We start from the raw sequence: 14,881 nt of genomic DNA, 5'->3' as shown, positions 1-14,881 counted from the left end.
AATGAGGAATTTTTACGAAGTTGAAGGTAAATATTTTTTAAATTTATCTAAATATATGGATGAATGGGAAAATTATTTGGGCATATACTCAAAAGATGGTCAAGAAAAAAAAGGAGCTGCCCAAAGCCTTGCTTCGCATGTTCAAAGACTATGGAGTCATTTTAATCAGGATAGAGACAAACTTGATAAGCATTATATGGAGTCCGCAATAGGTCTTCAATCCTATGTTTCTTCATTTTTATTACCAAATATTGAAAGAGTTTTTTCGACTTTAGTAAAAGATGAAAATATTTTTGCGATTGAAAGTTTATTTTCTATTGAAAAAGAAGAAATAATTATAGCAGATTTTGGTTGTGGACCATTAAGTGGATCGGTTGGAATTATCTCATTATTAGAATATATATTTTCTAAAAATCCAAATTTAGTAGCTCCAAAAAAACTATTTATTTATGCAATTGATCGCTCTGAAAAAATTGTAGAGTTTGGTTCTAAATTTATTAAAAACTCTACTTTTCCAGATACGCAAATTGTTATAGAAAGATTGACTTCAGCTGAAAAAATAACAAAACAAGCTCATATTGTTCTTTGTATTAATATTTTTAATGAAATCCCAGAAAAACATCGCCTGAAAACATTAAATACCCTTTATTCAAAAACAGAAGAGGGTGGTGTTGTTTTAATTATGGAACCTGGCCAAGAACTTCATTCCAAAGCACTTGGTGGACTAAGAGATGAATTTATTGAAACGGCAGAAAATTGCGAAATTATTTCCCCATGTGCGCATAAAAAATCATGTCCTTTATCTTTTAAATCAACAAGGAAAGATTGGTGTTGGTTTAGACATGCTTGGAATCCACCTAAAACTCTTTCATTAATTGATAAATTTTCAAAAGTAGATCACTATGAATTAAATTTTTCTTATTTATTTTTACAAAAAAATAAAGTGCGTTCTGCAGAGAAATATTTTGCCAGATGTGTTAGTGATGAATTTAGTATTGATGTTAAAGGAAATAAAGCGCAACTAAATTATTTTGCAAATAATTTAGTTTCTGGTGAGAATGCCGAATTTTTAGAAATGTCTGAACATGAAAATGGTTTAAATAAAATTTTATTATGTACAAGTAATGGGGATTTAGAATCTGCATTTGTTATTGCAGATCCCAGTCAGAAAGAGTATCGTCGTGGTAGAAGAATTAAAGAAAGTTCTGAATTATACATGAGAGCTAAAGAACGTAATTAATGCCAAATAATATACTTAAAATTTTTAAAAAAATTGAACATATTAATGGATTATATGAAGATGTTCCTGATTTATCAAGACGTTCAGCAATATTAATACCCGTTTTATGTCCAAGGATTGATTTTGAAAATAAAATTTTAAATATATTAAATTGGAAACTAATTTTTACGATCCGATCAGGGCATTTAAAAGAGCATGCAGGTGAGGTCTCTTTTCCAGGTGGCCGTATTGATCATGGTGAAAGTCCACAACAAACTGCATTAAGAGAGGCGAACGAAGAAATCGCCCTTGAACCTTCTAAAATTTTATCTACTATTAAATTAAATGATTCATTTGCGCGTTCAGGCTATCATATAGTTCCGTTTTGCTCTTTATTTATAGATGATAAAAATTTGAGATGTAATGAAGATGAAGTTAGTTTTATTGTTCCTCTTTCAATTCAAGAATTATTAAATATTAATAGCTGGAGTGAAGAGCGAAGTATTATGCAATTAAAGAGACGTGTTTGGCATTTTCCAATGAATATAAAAAATGTTGGCGACATAGATATTTGGGGAGCAACCGGAAATATTCTAAAAGACTTTTTAATTAGGATTGAAACATTATTATAGATTTTTTTAATTATAATTCCTTATCATAGTCATAAACTAATTTAGTCGCCTTTTTAAATTTATTTACAACTTCATCCGAAGTATTTTTGTTAAAAGCAAGATACCTTCTACCATCAAGCTCTTTTAATTCAAAAACTTTTTCAACAATATCATAAGATATATTAATTTTTTTTAACTGCTCTTGAAGACTTAATTCACTTCCTACAATTAAGTCTTCTCTTTTTCCAATAAATTTTAAAATATTTAGATCAGTTGATGCTGCAATCTCAAAGTTAATAAAACCTTTTTCAGCTAAAAATTTATATTTAATATCTTCTTTTACAACACCAATTCTGAATTTTTTTGCATCATTTAATGAATTAATTATAATATCATTTCTTGATTTTAATTTATAAAAATATGTTCTTACATTAATAATAACTCCACAATATTTAAACAGCTTATCTCTTTCTTTGTTTTTAGCTAGTGGAAATATCATTGTATTTTTATAATTTAATGCATTATTATAAGCAGTTTCCCAAGGTAGGATTTGAATTTTATTTTTTAGTTTTAGTACAGATAAAATTTTGTTTACTCTTTCAGCAAGTAATCCGTCTGGATTTCCTGATGTATTTAAATAAATATAAGGAGGTGTGTTTTCTGTAACTATTTTTAATTCATCATTTGACGAACAAAATGCCAGATTTGATAATAATATGCTTAAAATAAATAAGCATAATTTCATTTTAAATGTTCCTTTTATGAAAAAATAAATAAAAAATAATACTTTAATTATATCTTCTTAAGAAAACTTTAAAATGTATGAATGTCAATATTTAATCACTCCAAGTTCTCTGCAAAAATCATAAAATCCAGGTTTTTTCCATTTTGAATATGTTTCTAAAAATCTTTCTATATCAAAAAGATCAACTTTTTGAAACTCACCTACTGATTTCTCTAAATTAATTGAGTTGAAATTTTTTAATTCAATTAAAAACCATAGTTGTTCTTGTCCTATATTCCCTTTAAATCTTTCCTTTTTTAATATTTCTTTGGGAAAAAAATAACGACGCCAGTATTTTGATTGATAAATTATTTTAAAATCATTTTCTTCTAGTCCTAGCTCTTCTTTGGTTTCTCTAATTATAGCTTTTAATGGAGATTTATCTGAATCTTCAATTCCACCTTGAACATTTTGCCAAGTGCTATGATCAGAGCGAAAGCATGCAACATATTTATCTTTAAATTTTATAAGAGCGGCTACATTTTGTCTAAACATTTTAAATTTGCCTTTTAATCAGAAGTTATTTTTTTTATTATATCAATTTCTTCGTTATCTAATCCTCTAAATGAAACTTCAATTGAGCATAATATTATATTTTTATTTTTTATCATATTTAAAAATACAGGTTGTTGACACCATCTAAAAAAATCTTTTAATGTGAAAATAATTGAGTCTGAAGTGTTTATTAATTCTATTGCTTTTTTTGTTAATTTTCCATGATCGTCTAAAAAAATTGAGTTTAATTTATTTACTTTAAAAGTATTTTTTAAATCAAGAAATAGTTTATTTGGATTTGCGATTCCTGCAATAAATCCTATTGATTTTTGTGATTCAAAAATTAGATTTAATTCAGGAATAGAAACTTCTTTGCCAATATGAATTGAATTATTTTTTATTTCTAACATAAAATAAGAGTTTAAATATGTTATAATAATATCTTTATCGCTTAATTCAAGACTAAATTTATTTAAGCACTCTTTTATTTTTTGTTTGTAAATTTCAATATTTATAATGCTTGTTCTTGACCAAAATCTATAATTAAAACTTAATAATAAATTTTGGAATGATTTTTTTCCATAACCTTCGCGAAAAGGGCCAATAGGCATACAAAAATAAGGACTATTTTGAAGTATATCCGTTGACCACAAGCATATATTTATATCTCTAGGGCATTCAAAATGTTGAAGACCATCATCTAGAATTACTACGCATTTTAAATTATGTAGTGTGTTTTTCGTTTTTATTTCATTTATTAGGAATTCAAGAGATAATAATCTTCTTTTGTTTTGTAAAACATAAAAAATACTTTCTTTTTTTGAATGTTTCTTTAGAATTTCAAAATGTTCTCTATTTTCATCGGAAAGATGATTAATGTCATTAATATCAGATAAATTATTAACATAAATATTTTTTATATTTTGTCCAATTCCGCGTGAAGCTATTGCAACTATATATCCTTGAGATAAAAAAGTTTGTGCCATTTTTTGGACTACGGGCGATTTTCCAGTTCCCCCAATTATTATATTGCCTACACAAATAATATGAAAATAATCATTATTTAAATTCTCTTTAATATTGAGAATATTTTTATTAGGGTATGAAATTTCTCTTCTTTTTTTTGAAAAAAAATGAATTATAATTGATAATATAATTAATAATGGGGAAATTATCCAAAAAATAATGTTTTTTTTATATAATGGTAAGTCTAATTGATTTCGGATTTTTTGCCCTATTGATTCAGGCATGCGATAAAATCTCCTTTGGATTACCTTGATTTATTATTTTTCCATTTTCAAAAATAAAACAAAGATCAAAATCTTTAACTTCATGTATAGCGTGTGAAACGGCCACAACTGTATGTTCTGAGTTTTTAGACTTCCAATTATCAATTGCTTTCCAAAATAACTCAGCAGATTGAGCATCTAAATTCGCTGTTGGTTCATCTAATAAAATTAACTTTGGTGAAGCAAAAAGAGTTCTTGCAAGTGCAATTCTCGCTTTTTCTCCTCCAGAAAGACCATCACCAAGAAAACCTAAATTTTTATCTAGGATAAGTTTTGATCCAGATTCTGAATAAGCTAGCATTAAAGCAATAATGAGATCTTTCGCTTTATCTTCTGCAATATGTTCAGGTAAAGATCGTTCAGCATAAATAATATTTTCTTTAACAGTGCCTCTAAAAATATAAGGAGTCTGTGAAGTTAATAAGAAATCTGGATTTATAGATATATTGCCTTGAGTTGGAATGATTAATCCAGCTAGAGCTCTTAAAAAAGTTGTTTTTCCCGCACCGCTTTCACCAACAAAAGCAATTTTTAATCCTTTTGGAATTGTGATAGAGCAATTTGTTAATATTTCTTTTCCATTTTCAGTAACGTAACTAACTTGATTTGCAATAATAGCTTCTTTTGCGTAACTAGGAAGAGGTGAAGGTTTTATCAGTTTTGAATTAGAGAAATCCCCTAAAAAAGATTGCACTCTTTGTAAAACAACACGGATTTCGCTGAAAAAAGTAATAGAACCTGTAATATTTTTGATATATTTAAATGAAAATGCAAGTAAAATTAACATAGATGAATATGTACTTGCCTCAAAATCACCTACATAATTAAGACGCCATGCAAATACAAATGCTAGCATGCATGTTGCAAAAAACTCCATTCCTGGAGTAAAAAAAGTTCGAACAAATAAACTTTTTTTCATTATAAAATAGTTTTTAATATTTGTTTCTTCAAAATCTATTTTTTCTCTTTCATGACTTCTTAAAGCATTTATTGTTAATAAACCATTATGGCTTGAAAGCAAACGTGTCGATATTCCAATTTGATGTTTTTGGCTTTCTCGTGTGTAATAATTTAATTTTTGAGCTACTTTTTTTAGAGTAATACCCAATGGAATAAAAATACAGCATCCAATTAAAAATGTTTGCCACGATATTAAAAGCATTGTTATAATAATACCAATCAAAACTAAGGTGTCTCGAATAGCACTAATGGTTCCTTTACTAATGGCCGCTTGCAAAAGAGTTGTATCTTGCATGAGTTGATTTGCAATAAAATCAGGATTTTTTTGATCCAGTTTGTTACCAGGAGAAGATAAAAATCCTTTTAACATTTCTTCTCTTAAGGAATGAGCAACTTTATGACCAGCTCTTTCTGTAAGATAGCTGCTCATAAAACCACTTATTAATTTAACAAATGAAGCAGCAATAATAATTAATGGAATTATAAATATAATATCTTTTCTATCAAGAGTTTGATTAAATTGTATATAATTTTTTAAATTACCTGGAATTAAATCTGATACGGGTATACGAGGTGTTGTAAAAAATAATAACTTCATTAAACTTGTAGCAGATAAAGCTAAAGTAATTTCAGACAAAGAATATAATGGAAGCCAAGGCACACCTATGAGAATATCTTTTTTGCCAGAATTCCAAACTATTTTTATAAATGATCCCTTGTGGTCCTTTTTCATTTTACTGTCCGATTTTCTCTGTGATACTTAAATTTATTTAAGTTTGGGACATTATATTTATCAATACATTTTATTATTTCTTGCGCAGCATTTTTAGCGGCATTTTTTGGAAAAACATTTTGAACTTTTTGAAAGTTAATTAGCATTTTTGTTTCATAATCTTTGTCATGAAAAACTTTTAAAGCATGATTTACAAGATATATTGGTTTTGCCATTTCTTGTAAATACTCTGGAATTATTTCCGAATTTTCAGTTAAATTTACTAAAGAAACATATTTAATAAAAATTAATTTTCTAGCAATATATGCAGTTATAGGAGATATTTTGTAAATAACACACATTGGGGTGTTAAAAAATGCAGTTTCAAGAGTTGCAGTTCCTGAGCAGACCCATGCATAGCTTGAAGTTGACATAACTTCATAGGCATTTCCAACGCCAAAAGAAATTTTTTGATCAATCCATTCTTTTGTGTAACCAAGATTTGATGCACTTTTGTATGCAATGTCTTTAACAAAGTTAGGATCCAACGTCGGAGCAATTGGAATTGCTCCTGTTATTTTAGATTCTTTTTCAGACAGCATAACAAAAGATTCAATTAAAATTGGTAAAAGTTTTTGAATTTCATTTTTTCTGCTACCTGGTAAAATTCCAATTTTAAATGGAACTTTTATTGTTTTATTTTTAGATAAATATTCATCAACATTATCTTTTAAAGGATTCCCGGCAAAAAATGTGTTTACACCATTATCTTTAAAAAATTGTGTTTCAAAAGGTAAAATACTTGTTACAAGGTGACAATAATTTTTTAATAATTCTGTTCTTTTTTTACCGTGTGACCAAGCTTTGGGAGGTATATGATAAATAACCGTGTTACCTAAAGAATAAACATCTTGTAATAATTTTAAATTAAAACCAGGATAATCTATTAAGATAACAGCCTCTGGTTTTCTTACTTTTATTTCATTTAATATTTTTTTATAGCAAGCTGAGATTACAGGGTAATGTGAAATTATTTCTACAAGACCAAAGACAGCTAAGTCTTCTACTTTGATAATGTCTTCAACGCCTTCTTTACGCATTAGTGGGCCAGAAGAACCCCAAAATGTTTTTTCATTCACATTTTTATTTTGATATTCTTCTTTTAGAGCTTTAACAAGAAGAGCTCCTTGGGCATCACCACTTGCTTCACCAGCAATGATGCAGATTCCACCATTTAAATTAGATTGCATTTGTTACTCTTCTGATGGAGTTGCTTTCCCTGTTACGTTTGGATGAGCAATACCTCGTTTTGAATTTTTTATAAAATTCGCAAATTTTTCAACTTCAGGAAAAGTCATTAAATGAGAAATAGAATTTAATGCTTCTTCTATTGTTGGATGCCCTTTTAGAAAAAAAGTTTTATAAGCTGTTTTAACCGCATTTCTAGCTTCTGCTGAAACATTTCTACGACGCATGCCTTCCATATTAAGGCCTCTTAGTATAGCGCGACCACCTTCGGACATGCAGTATGGAGGAATGTCTTTTACAGTTAAGGAACCTCCGGCAAGCATCGCCATATCGCCTATGTGTACAAACTGATGAACGGCACAGAGGCCACCTATAACTGTCATGTTATGTATTGTTACATGTCCAGCGAGTTGCACTCCGTTTGCAAAAACATTTTGATTGCCTACAGAACAATCATGAGCAACATGTGAATAAGCCATAAATAAATTTTCATTTCCAATTGTGGTTTTTCCACCACCTTGAACCGTTCCTGGCTGTAAAGTAACATATTCACGAATGATATTTTTATTTCCAATTAAAAGAAGTGTAGGTTCATTTTTATACTTTAGATCTTGAGGTTTATTTCCTACTGACGCAAAGCTAAAAACTTCATTATCTTCTCCAATATAAGTATGACCTGCTAATAAAGCATGAGAATGAATTTTTGTGTTTTTACCAATTTTTACATTTTTTCCGATTATTGCATATGGCCCAATGCTAACACCTGTGTCAATTTCTGCGCCCTGTTCAATAATTGCGGTTGGGTGGATATTAACAGAAGAATTTGTCATTTATTTAATCCTTTTTTAGGCGCTATAGCAATTGAAAGCTTGCATTCAGCAGCTATTTCATCATTTATATATGCCTTTCCTTTCATCCAAACAAAAGGTCCGCGCATTTTTTCTATTGCTACTTCATAGCGGATTTTATCATTTGGTGATCCGGGGCGGCGAAAACGTGCTTCATCTACGGAAGATAAAAATCCTAATTTTTCTTCTGTAATTCCCTTATCATTTCTTGTTAAAAAAGCTAAAATAGCACCTGCTTGAGCAATTCCTTCAATATAATAAACTCCAGGATAAACTGGATTATCAGGAAAATGACCTCTAAAAACAGGATCGTCTTTAGTTAATAATTTGCTTGCAATGATACTTTCACCAAGTTTTAAATCATGAACAACATCAATAAGGAGTAAAGGATCTCTATGAGGTAAACATTTTTTTATTTCTTCTGCGTTCATTATTATTTTATCAAAAATACTACCCATTATGAATCTATCCCCTTTGAAAATTAATTATTCTTTTTATTCGCTTGTTTTACAATTTTATTTATTGTTGCAATTGTTGTTGCATGTTCTTTATATGTTCTAGCTGGAGAGCCTCCCCATGTTTCACCTGCAGGCACATTTTTTGATATGCCACTTTGCGCAGTTAAAATAGATTTATCTCCAATTTTTAAATGACCAGCAACGCCAACTTGTCCAGCCATTATGACTCGGTTTCCTACGATGGAAGAGCCTGCTATTCCTGTTTGTGCAGCAATAAAGCAAAAATCACCAACAACAACATTATGAGCTATCATAACTAAATTATCAATTTTAGTTTGATATCCTATTTTAGTATCAGCCATTGCTCCTCTGTCGATTGTCGCATTTGCTCCAATTTCAACATCATTTGCAATTTGAACGCCGCCAATTTGTGGGATTTTTATATTTTCTTTTTCAGTTGGTGCAAATCCAAATCCATCTCCGCCTATAACAGCCCCAGGATTAAAAATACAACGATCGCCTACATTGCAACCTTCACGAATAACAACATTTGGATATAAAAGACAATCTGTACCAATTGTGCTTGCAGCACCTATAAAACAACCTGAGTAAATAGTTGAGTTTGCCCCAATTTTTGCTCCTGGACCAACAAATACAAAAGGAAATATGGTTGCACTTGGGTGAATTTCTGCAGAAACATCAATTATGGCATGTTCCGAAATACCAGAAAAAGGATGCTTAGGTTTAAAGAAAAATTGTGATACTTTTGCAAGTGTAGCATGAGGATTATCACTTACCAGTAAAATACTTTTAGTTTTACCTAATAAAGTTTCAGCAGATTTTTTTGAGCAAATAATTGCCCCAGCGTTTGATGTCAATGTCTCATCATAATATTTATCATTAATTAAAAATGAAATATGATCTTTTGTTGCATGGTTTAAAGGTAAAACACCTATAAATTTTAAATCATCATTATGTGGAATAGCTTCACATGTTACCTGAGAAATGATTTCACGAATAGAAATAGAAGTCATAAGATTTAGCCTTTTTTCTTGTTTTCTTTTTTACTATCAGTGGTATTATCTGTTGTTTTATAAACAGAGTTGTATTTTTCAACAATTTTGCTTGTGATATCTTTAACATCATCTGCATCTAATAAAACACCTGCGCCACTATCAAAAGCCATGGAACATTCTTCTTTTTTTCTTGTTTCTTTAACAATAGAGGTTATTTTTTGGTATATTTCTTGAGTAGCTGCAAGTTCTTTGCTACGTGTTTTTTGTTCAAAACTCATTTGGGATTTTTGATAGTCTTGTAACTTTATTTGAAACTCTTTTTGCTTAGCTAATTTATCGGAATCGGATAAAATAGATTGTTGAGATTGGAAATCCTCTTCCATTTTTTTAAGTTGATTTTGTTTTGCTAGAATGTCTTGGCGATCTTTTTCAGCTTCTTTTTCTATTTTTGATTTTGCTGCTTTTCCTTCATTTGTTTGTAAAATTGCTGTTTGTACATTCACAACACAAATTTTTAGCTTAGATGAATTGAGAGACTGAGCCCTCGCTTCAGAAGCAGAAACCATATCTAAAGAAAAACTAGATAAAAATAATGAAGCTGAAGCAAGAAATGTTATTTTTTTTATTTTTGATGACATAATGTGAAATCCTCCGCTATGATTTTATTCTAAACTCTTAAATATTACATATTATTGCTGAAACTGTCAGATCCAATAGAGAAAATAAAATGTGCTTGACCCATTTGGCCATTTTTATCAATTGGAAATGCCCATTCAAATCTAAATGGGGCAATAGGTGTTGTCCATCTAAATCCAAATCCAATGTCATATTTAATTTTATCAGCACTGAAGGAATCATAGTCATCTAGGACAGTTCCGGCTTCCGCAAAAGTCACAAAACGGAGACCTGCTTGAGGAATAACGGGAAGAAAATATTCAATAGTTGAATAAAAGCTTCTATTACCACCAAAATTTAAATTTACAGTTTGGCCCGTAATAGGAGATATCGTAACAGGTATTGTTGAGGTAATACTTTCGCCTGCGCTTGAATAACCTTTCATAAAATATGAGTTACCCAAAGATAATCTTTCCCAAATTGGTACGGGTTGATCATCCTTAATTTGATATACAAATCTAGGTTGGAATGCGAGTCTAAAGTTTGTTTTAAAATTTTCACTATAATTAACTGGGATATATCCTGATATTAATGCAGAACTTGAACCAAAAGTGTATTGACCCCAGTAGCCCTTAAATGCAATGGAATTTGTTCCTGATAAAAACAAACCTGATGTAGGATTAATATAGTTATCTGTTGCATCATAAGTTAAGTTTTGAATAAATTTTTCAGTTGTTCCAGAAGCACTAAATTTAGCAGTTAAAGGAACGCTTGGATCCGTGCTTGTATCAGAAATAGAATAGCCTAAATTGAATCTTAGGTTTTCAATAATTTCGCGTCCAACACTTACGTTTGCTGACTTAACAACTTGGGTAATATATACTTTATTAATTGCAGAGCTAGAAGTTAATGAAGTTACATTATGCGAATAATTTGCACCAAGTCCATAGCTCCAGGGGCTATCAAAAATACTTGGATTTCCAAAATTGACGCCAATAGAATAGTTAAACTTTGATGTGTCTTGTTGGTTTGGACTTATTTGTCCAGTTAATCCTATATTATATGCTTTACCTAGTAAGTTTGGCTCTTGATATTGTGCCTGACCAAAAAAGGTAACACCTGATCCAGATACATCGGGAGATGCGCCGAGTGATGCCGAAATTTTACCAGTTGGCTTTTCTTTTATTATGACTTTAAGATCCATTGCATTATTTGCTTGATCGGGTTCTTGAATAATTTGCACAGTTTCAAAAAAGCCAAGTCTTTCTGCGTTTATTTTACTTTTATCTAACTTTGTTGAATTAAATAGTTGTCCTTCCGAAACACGAAGAGCACGTCTTATTACGTTATCTCTTGTCTTCACATTTCCTTCAACGGTAATTTTTCTAAAATATGCTTTTTCGCCTTTAGTAACATTATAATTTATATCATAAAGTTTTTTAACTCTATCTATATTAAATGTTGGATAAACATATGCAAAAGCATAGCCTTTATCGCCATAAATAACTTTAAGAGCTTTCATATCTGAGTTGAATTTAGAAATGCGGTAAATTTCATTTTCTTTTAAAGATAACTGTTCCTTTAATTCATTTTCTGAATCAATAAGATCACCGCTAATTGTTATTTTACCGATATTAAATCTTTCGCCTTCTTCAATGAAAAAAGAGACGCCAATATCTCTTTTGTTTTTTTCGAGTCTTGAAAGAGGTGAAGCAACAGTAGCTTCGGCATAACCATTATCTCTATAATAATAAGTAATATTTTGTTGATCTGCAGCTATAAACTCGTCTTTATATAGACCTGATGACGATAATATTGACATCCATGAAAATGGTTTTGTTGCCATAAAGGATTGTAATTCAGAATCGCTAAAGTATTCGTTACCTAAGAGATCTACTTTTCTAATTTGAATGGGTCTGTTTTCTTTAACTTGAAAAACAACATTTACAGAGCCTTGTTCTGTTTGCTCAAGAGTATAAGTGGGCTTTGAAAGATAATAACCTTTTTCCGTATATGCCTGTTCTATAGATCTTAAATCTTGGGAGAGCTTTTTTTCATCAACTATGGTATATTTTTTTGTTAAAATTTTATCTTTTACAGAAGAAGCGGAAACGATGTCAAATCCTTCATAAAATATATCGTTTACCGTTGGTTTTTCAACAACAGATATGATTAATTCATTATCTGATGTTTTATCTATTTTAACATCTTGAAAATAACTACTTCCGAAAATACTTTTAATATCATTTGAAACTAAGGATTGAGTTAGTTTTGTTCCAACTTTAATCGTCATTAAATTTAAAATAGCTTCATTTGTTACTGTTTTATTTCCAACTATTGTTATTTTAGAAACAGAAGTCTGTTCCCATTGTGTAGGAAATTGCAATGGAGCTTGAGAAAAAGCATTTCCAGAAATCATCAAGGCAATTGTTGTTAAACTGTATATAGTTTTATGATTAAGAAAATTGTATTTTTTTAAACCAGGCATTTCAAAGGTACTCGCATGAACAAGGCCAGAAAAGTGATCAACAAAGCTGCACTATTCACTATCTAAGGTGATTTTGCAAATTTTGAGTCTCCTCTGGAAATAAATTGATAGAAAGTTAGAGTTTTATGAGTTGTTCCGATCATCCGAAATTATCATGCCATCTCTTAAGCGGATTCTTCTTGGAAGAGCATCTGCAAACTCAGTATTATGCGTTACTATAAGGACAGTTGAGCCAAACTTATTGTTTATTTCTTTGAATACTTCATGGATTATCATTGCGTTTTTAGAATCTAAATTTCCTGAGGGTTCATCTGCTAAAATAAGCACAGGATCGTTAATAAGAGCTCTAGCAATGGCTACTCTTTGTTGTTCGCCACCACTCAGCTGGCTAGGAAAGTGGTTTTTTCTTTTTGATAAACCAACACTTTCAAGTAAAACTTCTGCTTTTGTTCTTACTTTTTTTTCAGGAAATCCAGCAATAAGACCTGGCATAATAATATTTTCAAGAGCATTAAATTCTGGGAGTAAATTATTATGTTGAAATATAAATCCTATATGAAGATTTCTAAATGAACTTACATTTTTATCGTTTTTGTCAAATGGATTCTTTCCATCAATTAAAATATTTCCAGAAGTTGGTGAGTCTAAAGTGCCAAGAATATGCAGTAATGTACTTTTCCCTGAGCCGCTTTCTCCAATAATAGCAACGATTTCTCCTTTATTTACTTGAAATGAAACGTCGTTTAATGCATTTAAATTTTGTTCACCAAAGTTATATATTTTTTTTAGATTTTCTACTTTGACAGCAAGCACAATTTCTCCAGTTTATTTTAATTTCTTACAGATAATATTTCAATTATATCTAAATTTTTTACTTCAATAGCTGGCCATACAGCTGCAAGCATTGCTAAAAATACACTTCCAAACGAAATAAAAATAAGATCGAATTTATTAATTAAAATTGGCAATGGTTTTGATGAATAAGAGCTGGTTATAAAAGGAATTTGATAATTATGAATAAAGTAAAGACAAATTCCTCCTAAAATAAAACCAATAATGACTCCTGTTAATCCAATTAAGAATCCTTGCCAAAGAAATAGTTTACTTAGATCTAATTGTTCAAAACCCATACTTCTTAAAATTGCCATTTCACTAGATTTTCTTCTAATTGAAAGAAGAAGTGAAATAGAAATACTAAAGCACCCAACAAGAATAATCATCATCATAACAAAACTCATTCCCCATCTTTCTAAAGTAAGAGTTTTTAAGAGAGCGCTATTTGATTCGGTCCAAGGTTTTGCTCTAAATCCGAGTGGGTTTATTAATTTATCAAGTTTTTTAGAGAAAGCTTCAACTTCTAATGGATTTTTTAATTTTAATTGTAATCCAAGCCAATTGTTTTCAGTTTGAAAAAATTGATTTGCAATTTTTAAAGAACTTAAGACTACTTTTTGATTATAAGCAAAACTTCCAGAGTTAATTGTTCCTGCAATGACAACTGGAAATTGAGTTGGTGCAATTCCACCTGGACCATCATCAGGAATTGTGGAAACTAAAGTTAAACTATCACCTATGTTTAATCCTAAATTTAGCATTAAGTCTTGACCAATAATGACCGTAGGAAAAAGATCGGAGTTAATTATATTATCTGCAGGTATTTTCTTTTTTAAAACATTTAAACTAATTTCATTAGATAGAAATTTTTGAATATTAAGCGTGTTTTCTGCTAATTCAGGTTCAATGCCTTCAAGTCGTGCTAAAACGCCCTTGTTTCCTGCTTGTAAAATAATATCTCCGCTTTGATATGGCGATACAGAAAGGATTTCATCAGAAAATGATTTTATTTTGTCCATAAGTTCAGAAGATTCTGGAATTTGTTTGCCTTTTTCTTTTGAAATAATTTCAATATGTGCTTGTAAATTAAGTAAATGAGATTTTATATCTGTTGTAAATCCGCCCATAACGCTTAAAACTACAGTAAAAGCAAAAACGCCAATAGCAACACCTAAAACTGGTAATAAAACTCCAATAGACGACGCATTTCTTTTAGATCTGCTCGCCCAAGGAGTAACAAGATATCTATAAAGAAGAAATCGAATTGCTTTTGATTTTTTTGACATGAATTAGATTCCAATAAA

14 protein-coding genes are annotated in these 14,881 nt (G+C 29.9%); 2 read left to right on the top strand and 12 right to left on the bottom strand.

Translation table 11 applies throughout. From position 1 onward, the window contains the following. The first annotated feature begins 1 nt into the window (after position 1). Positions 2-1,240, top strand: coding sequence for a small ribosomal subunit Rsm22 family protein (locus GCL60_RS15285; protein WP_153421539.1), 1,239 nt, complete (start codon positions 2-4; stop codon positions 1,238-1,240). Then, positions 1,240-1,851, top strand: a complete 612-nt coding sequence (locus tag GCL60_RS15280; protein WP_153421538.1) for an NUDIX hydrolase — start codon at positions 1,240-1,242, stop codon at positions 1,849-1,851. Before GCL60_RS15285 ends, GCL60_RS15280 begins: the two co-directional genes overlap by 1 nt. Before the next feature lie 10 nt (positions 1,852-1,861). Here GCL60_RS15280 and GCL60_RS15275 read toward each other — a convergent pair whose 3' ends face one another. The 12 genes from GCL60_RS15275 to GCL60_RS15220 all read right to left on the bottom strand — a co-directional run bounded on the left by GCL60_RS15275 (position 1,862) and on the right by GCL60_RS15220 (position 14,863). Next, positions 1,862-2,575, bottom strand: a complete 714-nt coding sequence (locus GCL60_RS15275; protein WP_153421537.1) for a substrate-binding periplasmic protein — start codon at positions 2,573-2,575, stop codon at positions 1,862-1,864. An 84-nt stretch (positions 2,576-2,659) separates the two neighbouring features. Beyond that, the gene (locus tag GCL60_RS15270) at positions 2,660-3,109 is read right to left on the bottom strand and encodes an NUDIX domain-containing protein (RefSeq protein ID WP_153421536.1); all 450 of its coding nucleotides are present in this window, start codon (positions 3,107-3,109) and stop codon (positions 2,660-2,662) included. Between the two features lie 14 nt (positions 3,110-3,123). Then, positions 3,124-4,359, bottom strand: coding sequence for a tetraacyldisaccharide 4'-kinase (locus GCL60_RS15265; RefSeq protein WP_153421535.1), 1,236 nt, complete (start codon positions 4,357-4,359; stop codon positions 3,124-3,126). After that, positions 4,352-6,091 (bottom strand): ABC transporter transmembrane domain-containing protein, encoded by a 1,740-nt coding sequence (locus GCL60_RS15260; protein WP_153421534.1) that lies wholly within the window; start codon positions 6,089-6,091, stop codon positions 4,352-4,354. The genes GCL60_RS15265 and GCL60_RS15260 overlap by 8 nt, the downstream gene beginning before the upstream one ends. Beyond that, positions 6,088-7,320 carry a lipid-A-disaccharide synthase gene (gene lpxB, locus GCL60_RS15255; protein WP_153421533.1) on the bottom strand — a complete coding sequence of 411 codons (1,233 nt, stop codon included), beginning with the start codon at positions 7,318-7,320 and terminating at the stop codon, positions 6,088-6,090. Before lpxB ends, GCL60_RS15260 begins: the two co-directional genes overlap by 4 nt. Positions 7,321-7,323: 3 nt before the next feature. Next, the gene (lpxA, locus tag GCL60_RS15250) at positions 7,324-8,148 is read right to left on the bottom strand and encodes an acyl-ACP--UDP-N-acetylglucosamine O-acyltransferase (RefSeq protein ID WP_153421532.1); all 825 of its coding nucleotides are present in this window, start codon (positions 8,146-8,148) and stop codon (positions 7,324-7,326) included. Continuing rightward, entirely contained in the window at positions 8,145-8,624 is a 480-nt protein-coding gene (gene fabZ / locus GCL60_RS15245) for a 3-hydroxyacyl-ACP dehydratase FabZ (RefSeq protein ID WP_153421531.1), read from the bottom strand. Before fabZ ends, lpxA begins: the two co-directional genes overlap by 4 nt. A gap of 23 nt (positions 8,625-8,647) precedes the next feature. Beyond that, on the bottom strand, positions 8,648-9,658 hold the full coding sequence (gene lpxD / locus GCL60_RS15240; protein WP_153421530.1) for a UDP-3-O-(3-hydroxymyristoyl)glucosamine N-acyltransferase: 1,011 nt from the start codon (positions 9,656-9,658) through the stop codon (positions 8,648-8,650). Positions 9,659-9,663: 5 nt separating this feature from the next. Further along, positions 9,664-10,278 carry an OmpH/Skp family outer membrane protein gene (locus GCL60_RS15235; RefSeq protein ID WP_153421529.1) on the bottom strand — a complete coding sequence of 205 codons (615 nt, stop codon included), beginning with the start codon at positions 10,276-10,278 and terminating at the stop codon, positions 9,664-9,666. A gap of 44 nt (positions 10,279-10,322) precedes the next feature. Next, positions 10,323-12,743 (bottom strand): outer membrane protein assembly factor BamA, encoded by a 2,421-nt coding sequence (gene bamA / locus GCL60_RS15230; protein ID WP_153421528.1) that lies wholly within the window; start codon positions 12,741-12,743, stop codon positions 10,323-10,325. A gap of 123 nt (positions 12,744-12,866) precedes the next feature. Further along, positions 12,867-13,556, bottom strand: a complete 690-nt coding sequence (locus GCL60_RS15225) for an ABC transporter ATP-binding protein (protein WP_153421527.1) — start codon at positions 13,554-13,556, stop codon at positions 12,867-12,869. A 17-nt stretch (positions 13,557-13,573) separates the two neighbouring features. After that, positions 13,574-14,863, bottom strand: coding sequence for an FtsX-like permease family protein (locus GCL60_RS15220; RefSeq protein WP_153421526.1), 1,290 nt, complete (start codon positions 14,861-14,863; stop codon positions 13,574-13,576). Between the last annotated feature and the right edge of the window lie 18 nt (positions 14,864-14,881).

This window comes from Silvanigrella paludirubra (genome assembly GCF_009208775.1).
In the GTDB taxonomy this organism is placed as follows: Bacteria; Bdellovibrionota_B; Oligoflexia; order Silvanigrellales; family Silvanigrellaceae; genus Silvanigrella; species Silvanigrella paludirubra.
The sequence above is the reverse complement of the archived record's forward strand: the minus strand, read 5'-3'. Positions and strand labels throughout refer to the sequence as shown.

Bases quoted from the DNA above. Each gene is read 5' to 3' on its own strand.
- GCL60_RS15270 (WP_153421536.1), bottom strand. From the start codon at position 3,109: ATGTTTAGACAAAATGTAGCCGCTCTTATAAAATTTAAAGATAAATAT.
- GCL60_RS15235 (WP_153421529.1), bottom strand. From the start codon at position 10,278: ATGTCATCAAAAATAAAAAAAATAACATTTCTTGCTTCAGCTTCATTA.
- GCL60_RS15285 (WP_153421539.1), top strand. From the start codon at position 2: ATGAGGAATTTTTACGAAGTTGAAGGTAAATATTTTTTAAATTTATCT.
- lpxB (WP_153421533.1), bottom strand. From the start codon at position 7,320: ATGCAATCTAATTTAAATGGTGGAATCTGCATCATTGCTGGTGAAGCA.
- lpxA (WP_153421532.1), bottom strand. From the start codon at position 8,148: ATGACAAATTCTTCTGTTAATATCCACCCAACCGCAATTATTGAACAG.
- GCL60_RS15280 (WP_153421538.1), top strand. From the start codon at position 1,240: ATGCCAAATAATATACTTAAAATTTTTAAAAAAATTGAACATATTAAT.
- GCL60_RS15260 (WP_153421534.1), bottom strand. From the start codon at position 6,091: ATGAAAAAGGACCACAAGGGATCATTTATAAAAATAGTTTGGAATTCT.
- GCL60_RS15275 (WP_153421537.1), bottom strand. From the start codon at position 2,575: ATGAAATTATGCTTATTTATTTTAAGCATATTATTATCAAATCTGGCA.
- GCL60_RS15265 (WP_153421535.1), bottom strand. From the start codon at position 4,359: ATGCCTGAATCAATAGGGCAAAAAATCCGAAATCAATTAGACTTACCA.
- bamA (WP_153421528.1), bottom strand. From the start codon at position 12,743: ATGCCTGGTTTAAAAAAATACAATTTTCTTAATCATAAAACTATATAC.
- GCL60_RS15220 (WP_153421526.1), bottom strand. From the start codon at position 14,863: ATGTCAAAAAAATCAAAAGCAATTCGATTTCTTCTTTATAGATATCTT.
- lpxD (WP_153421530.1), bottom strand. From the start codon at position 9,658: ATGACTTCTATTTCTATTCGTGAAATCATTTCTCAGGTAACATGTGAA.
- fabZ (WP_153421531.1), bottom strand. From the start codon at position 8,624: ATGGGTAGTATTTTTGATAAAATAATAATGAACGCAGAAGAAATAAAA.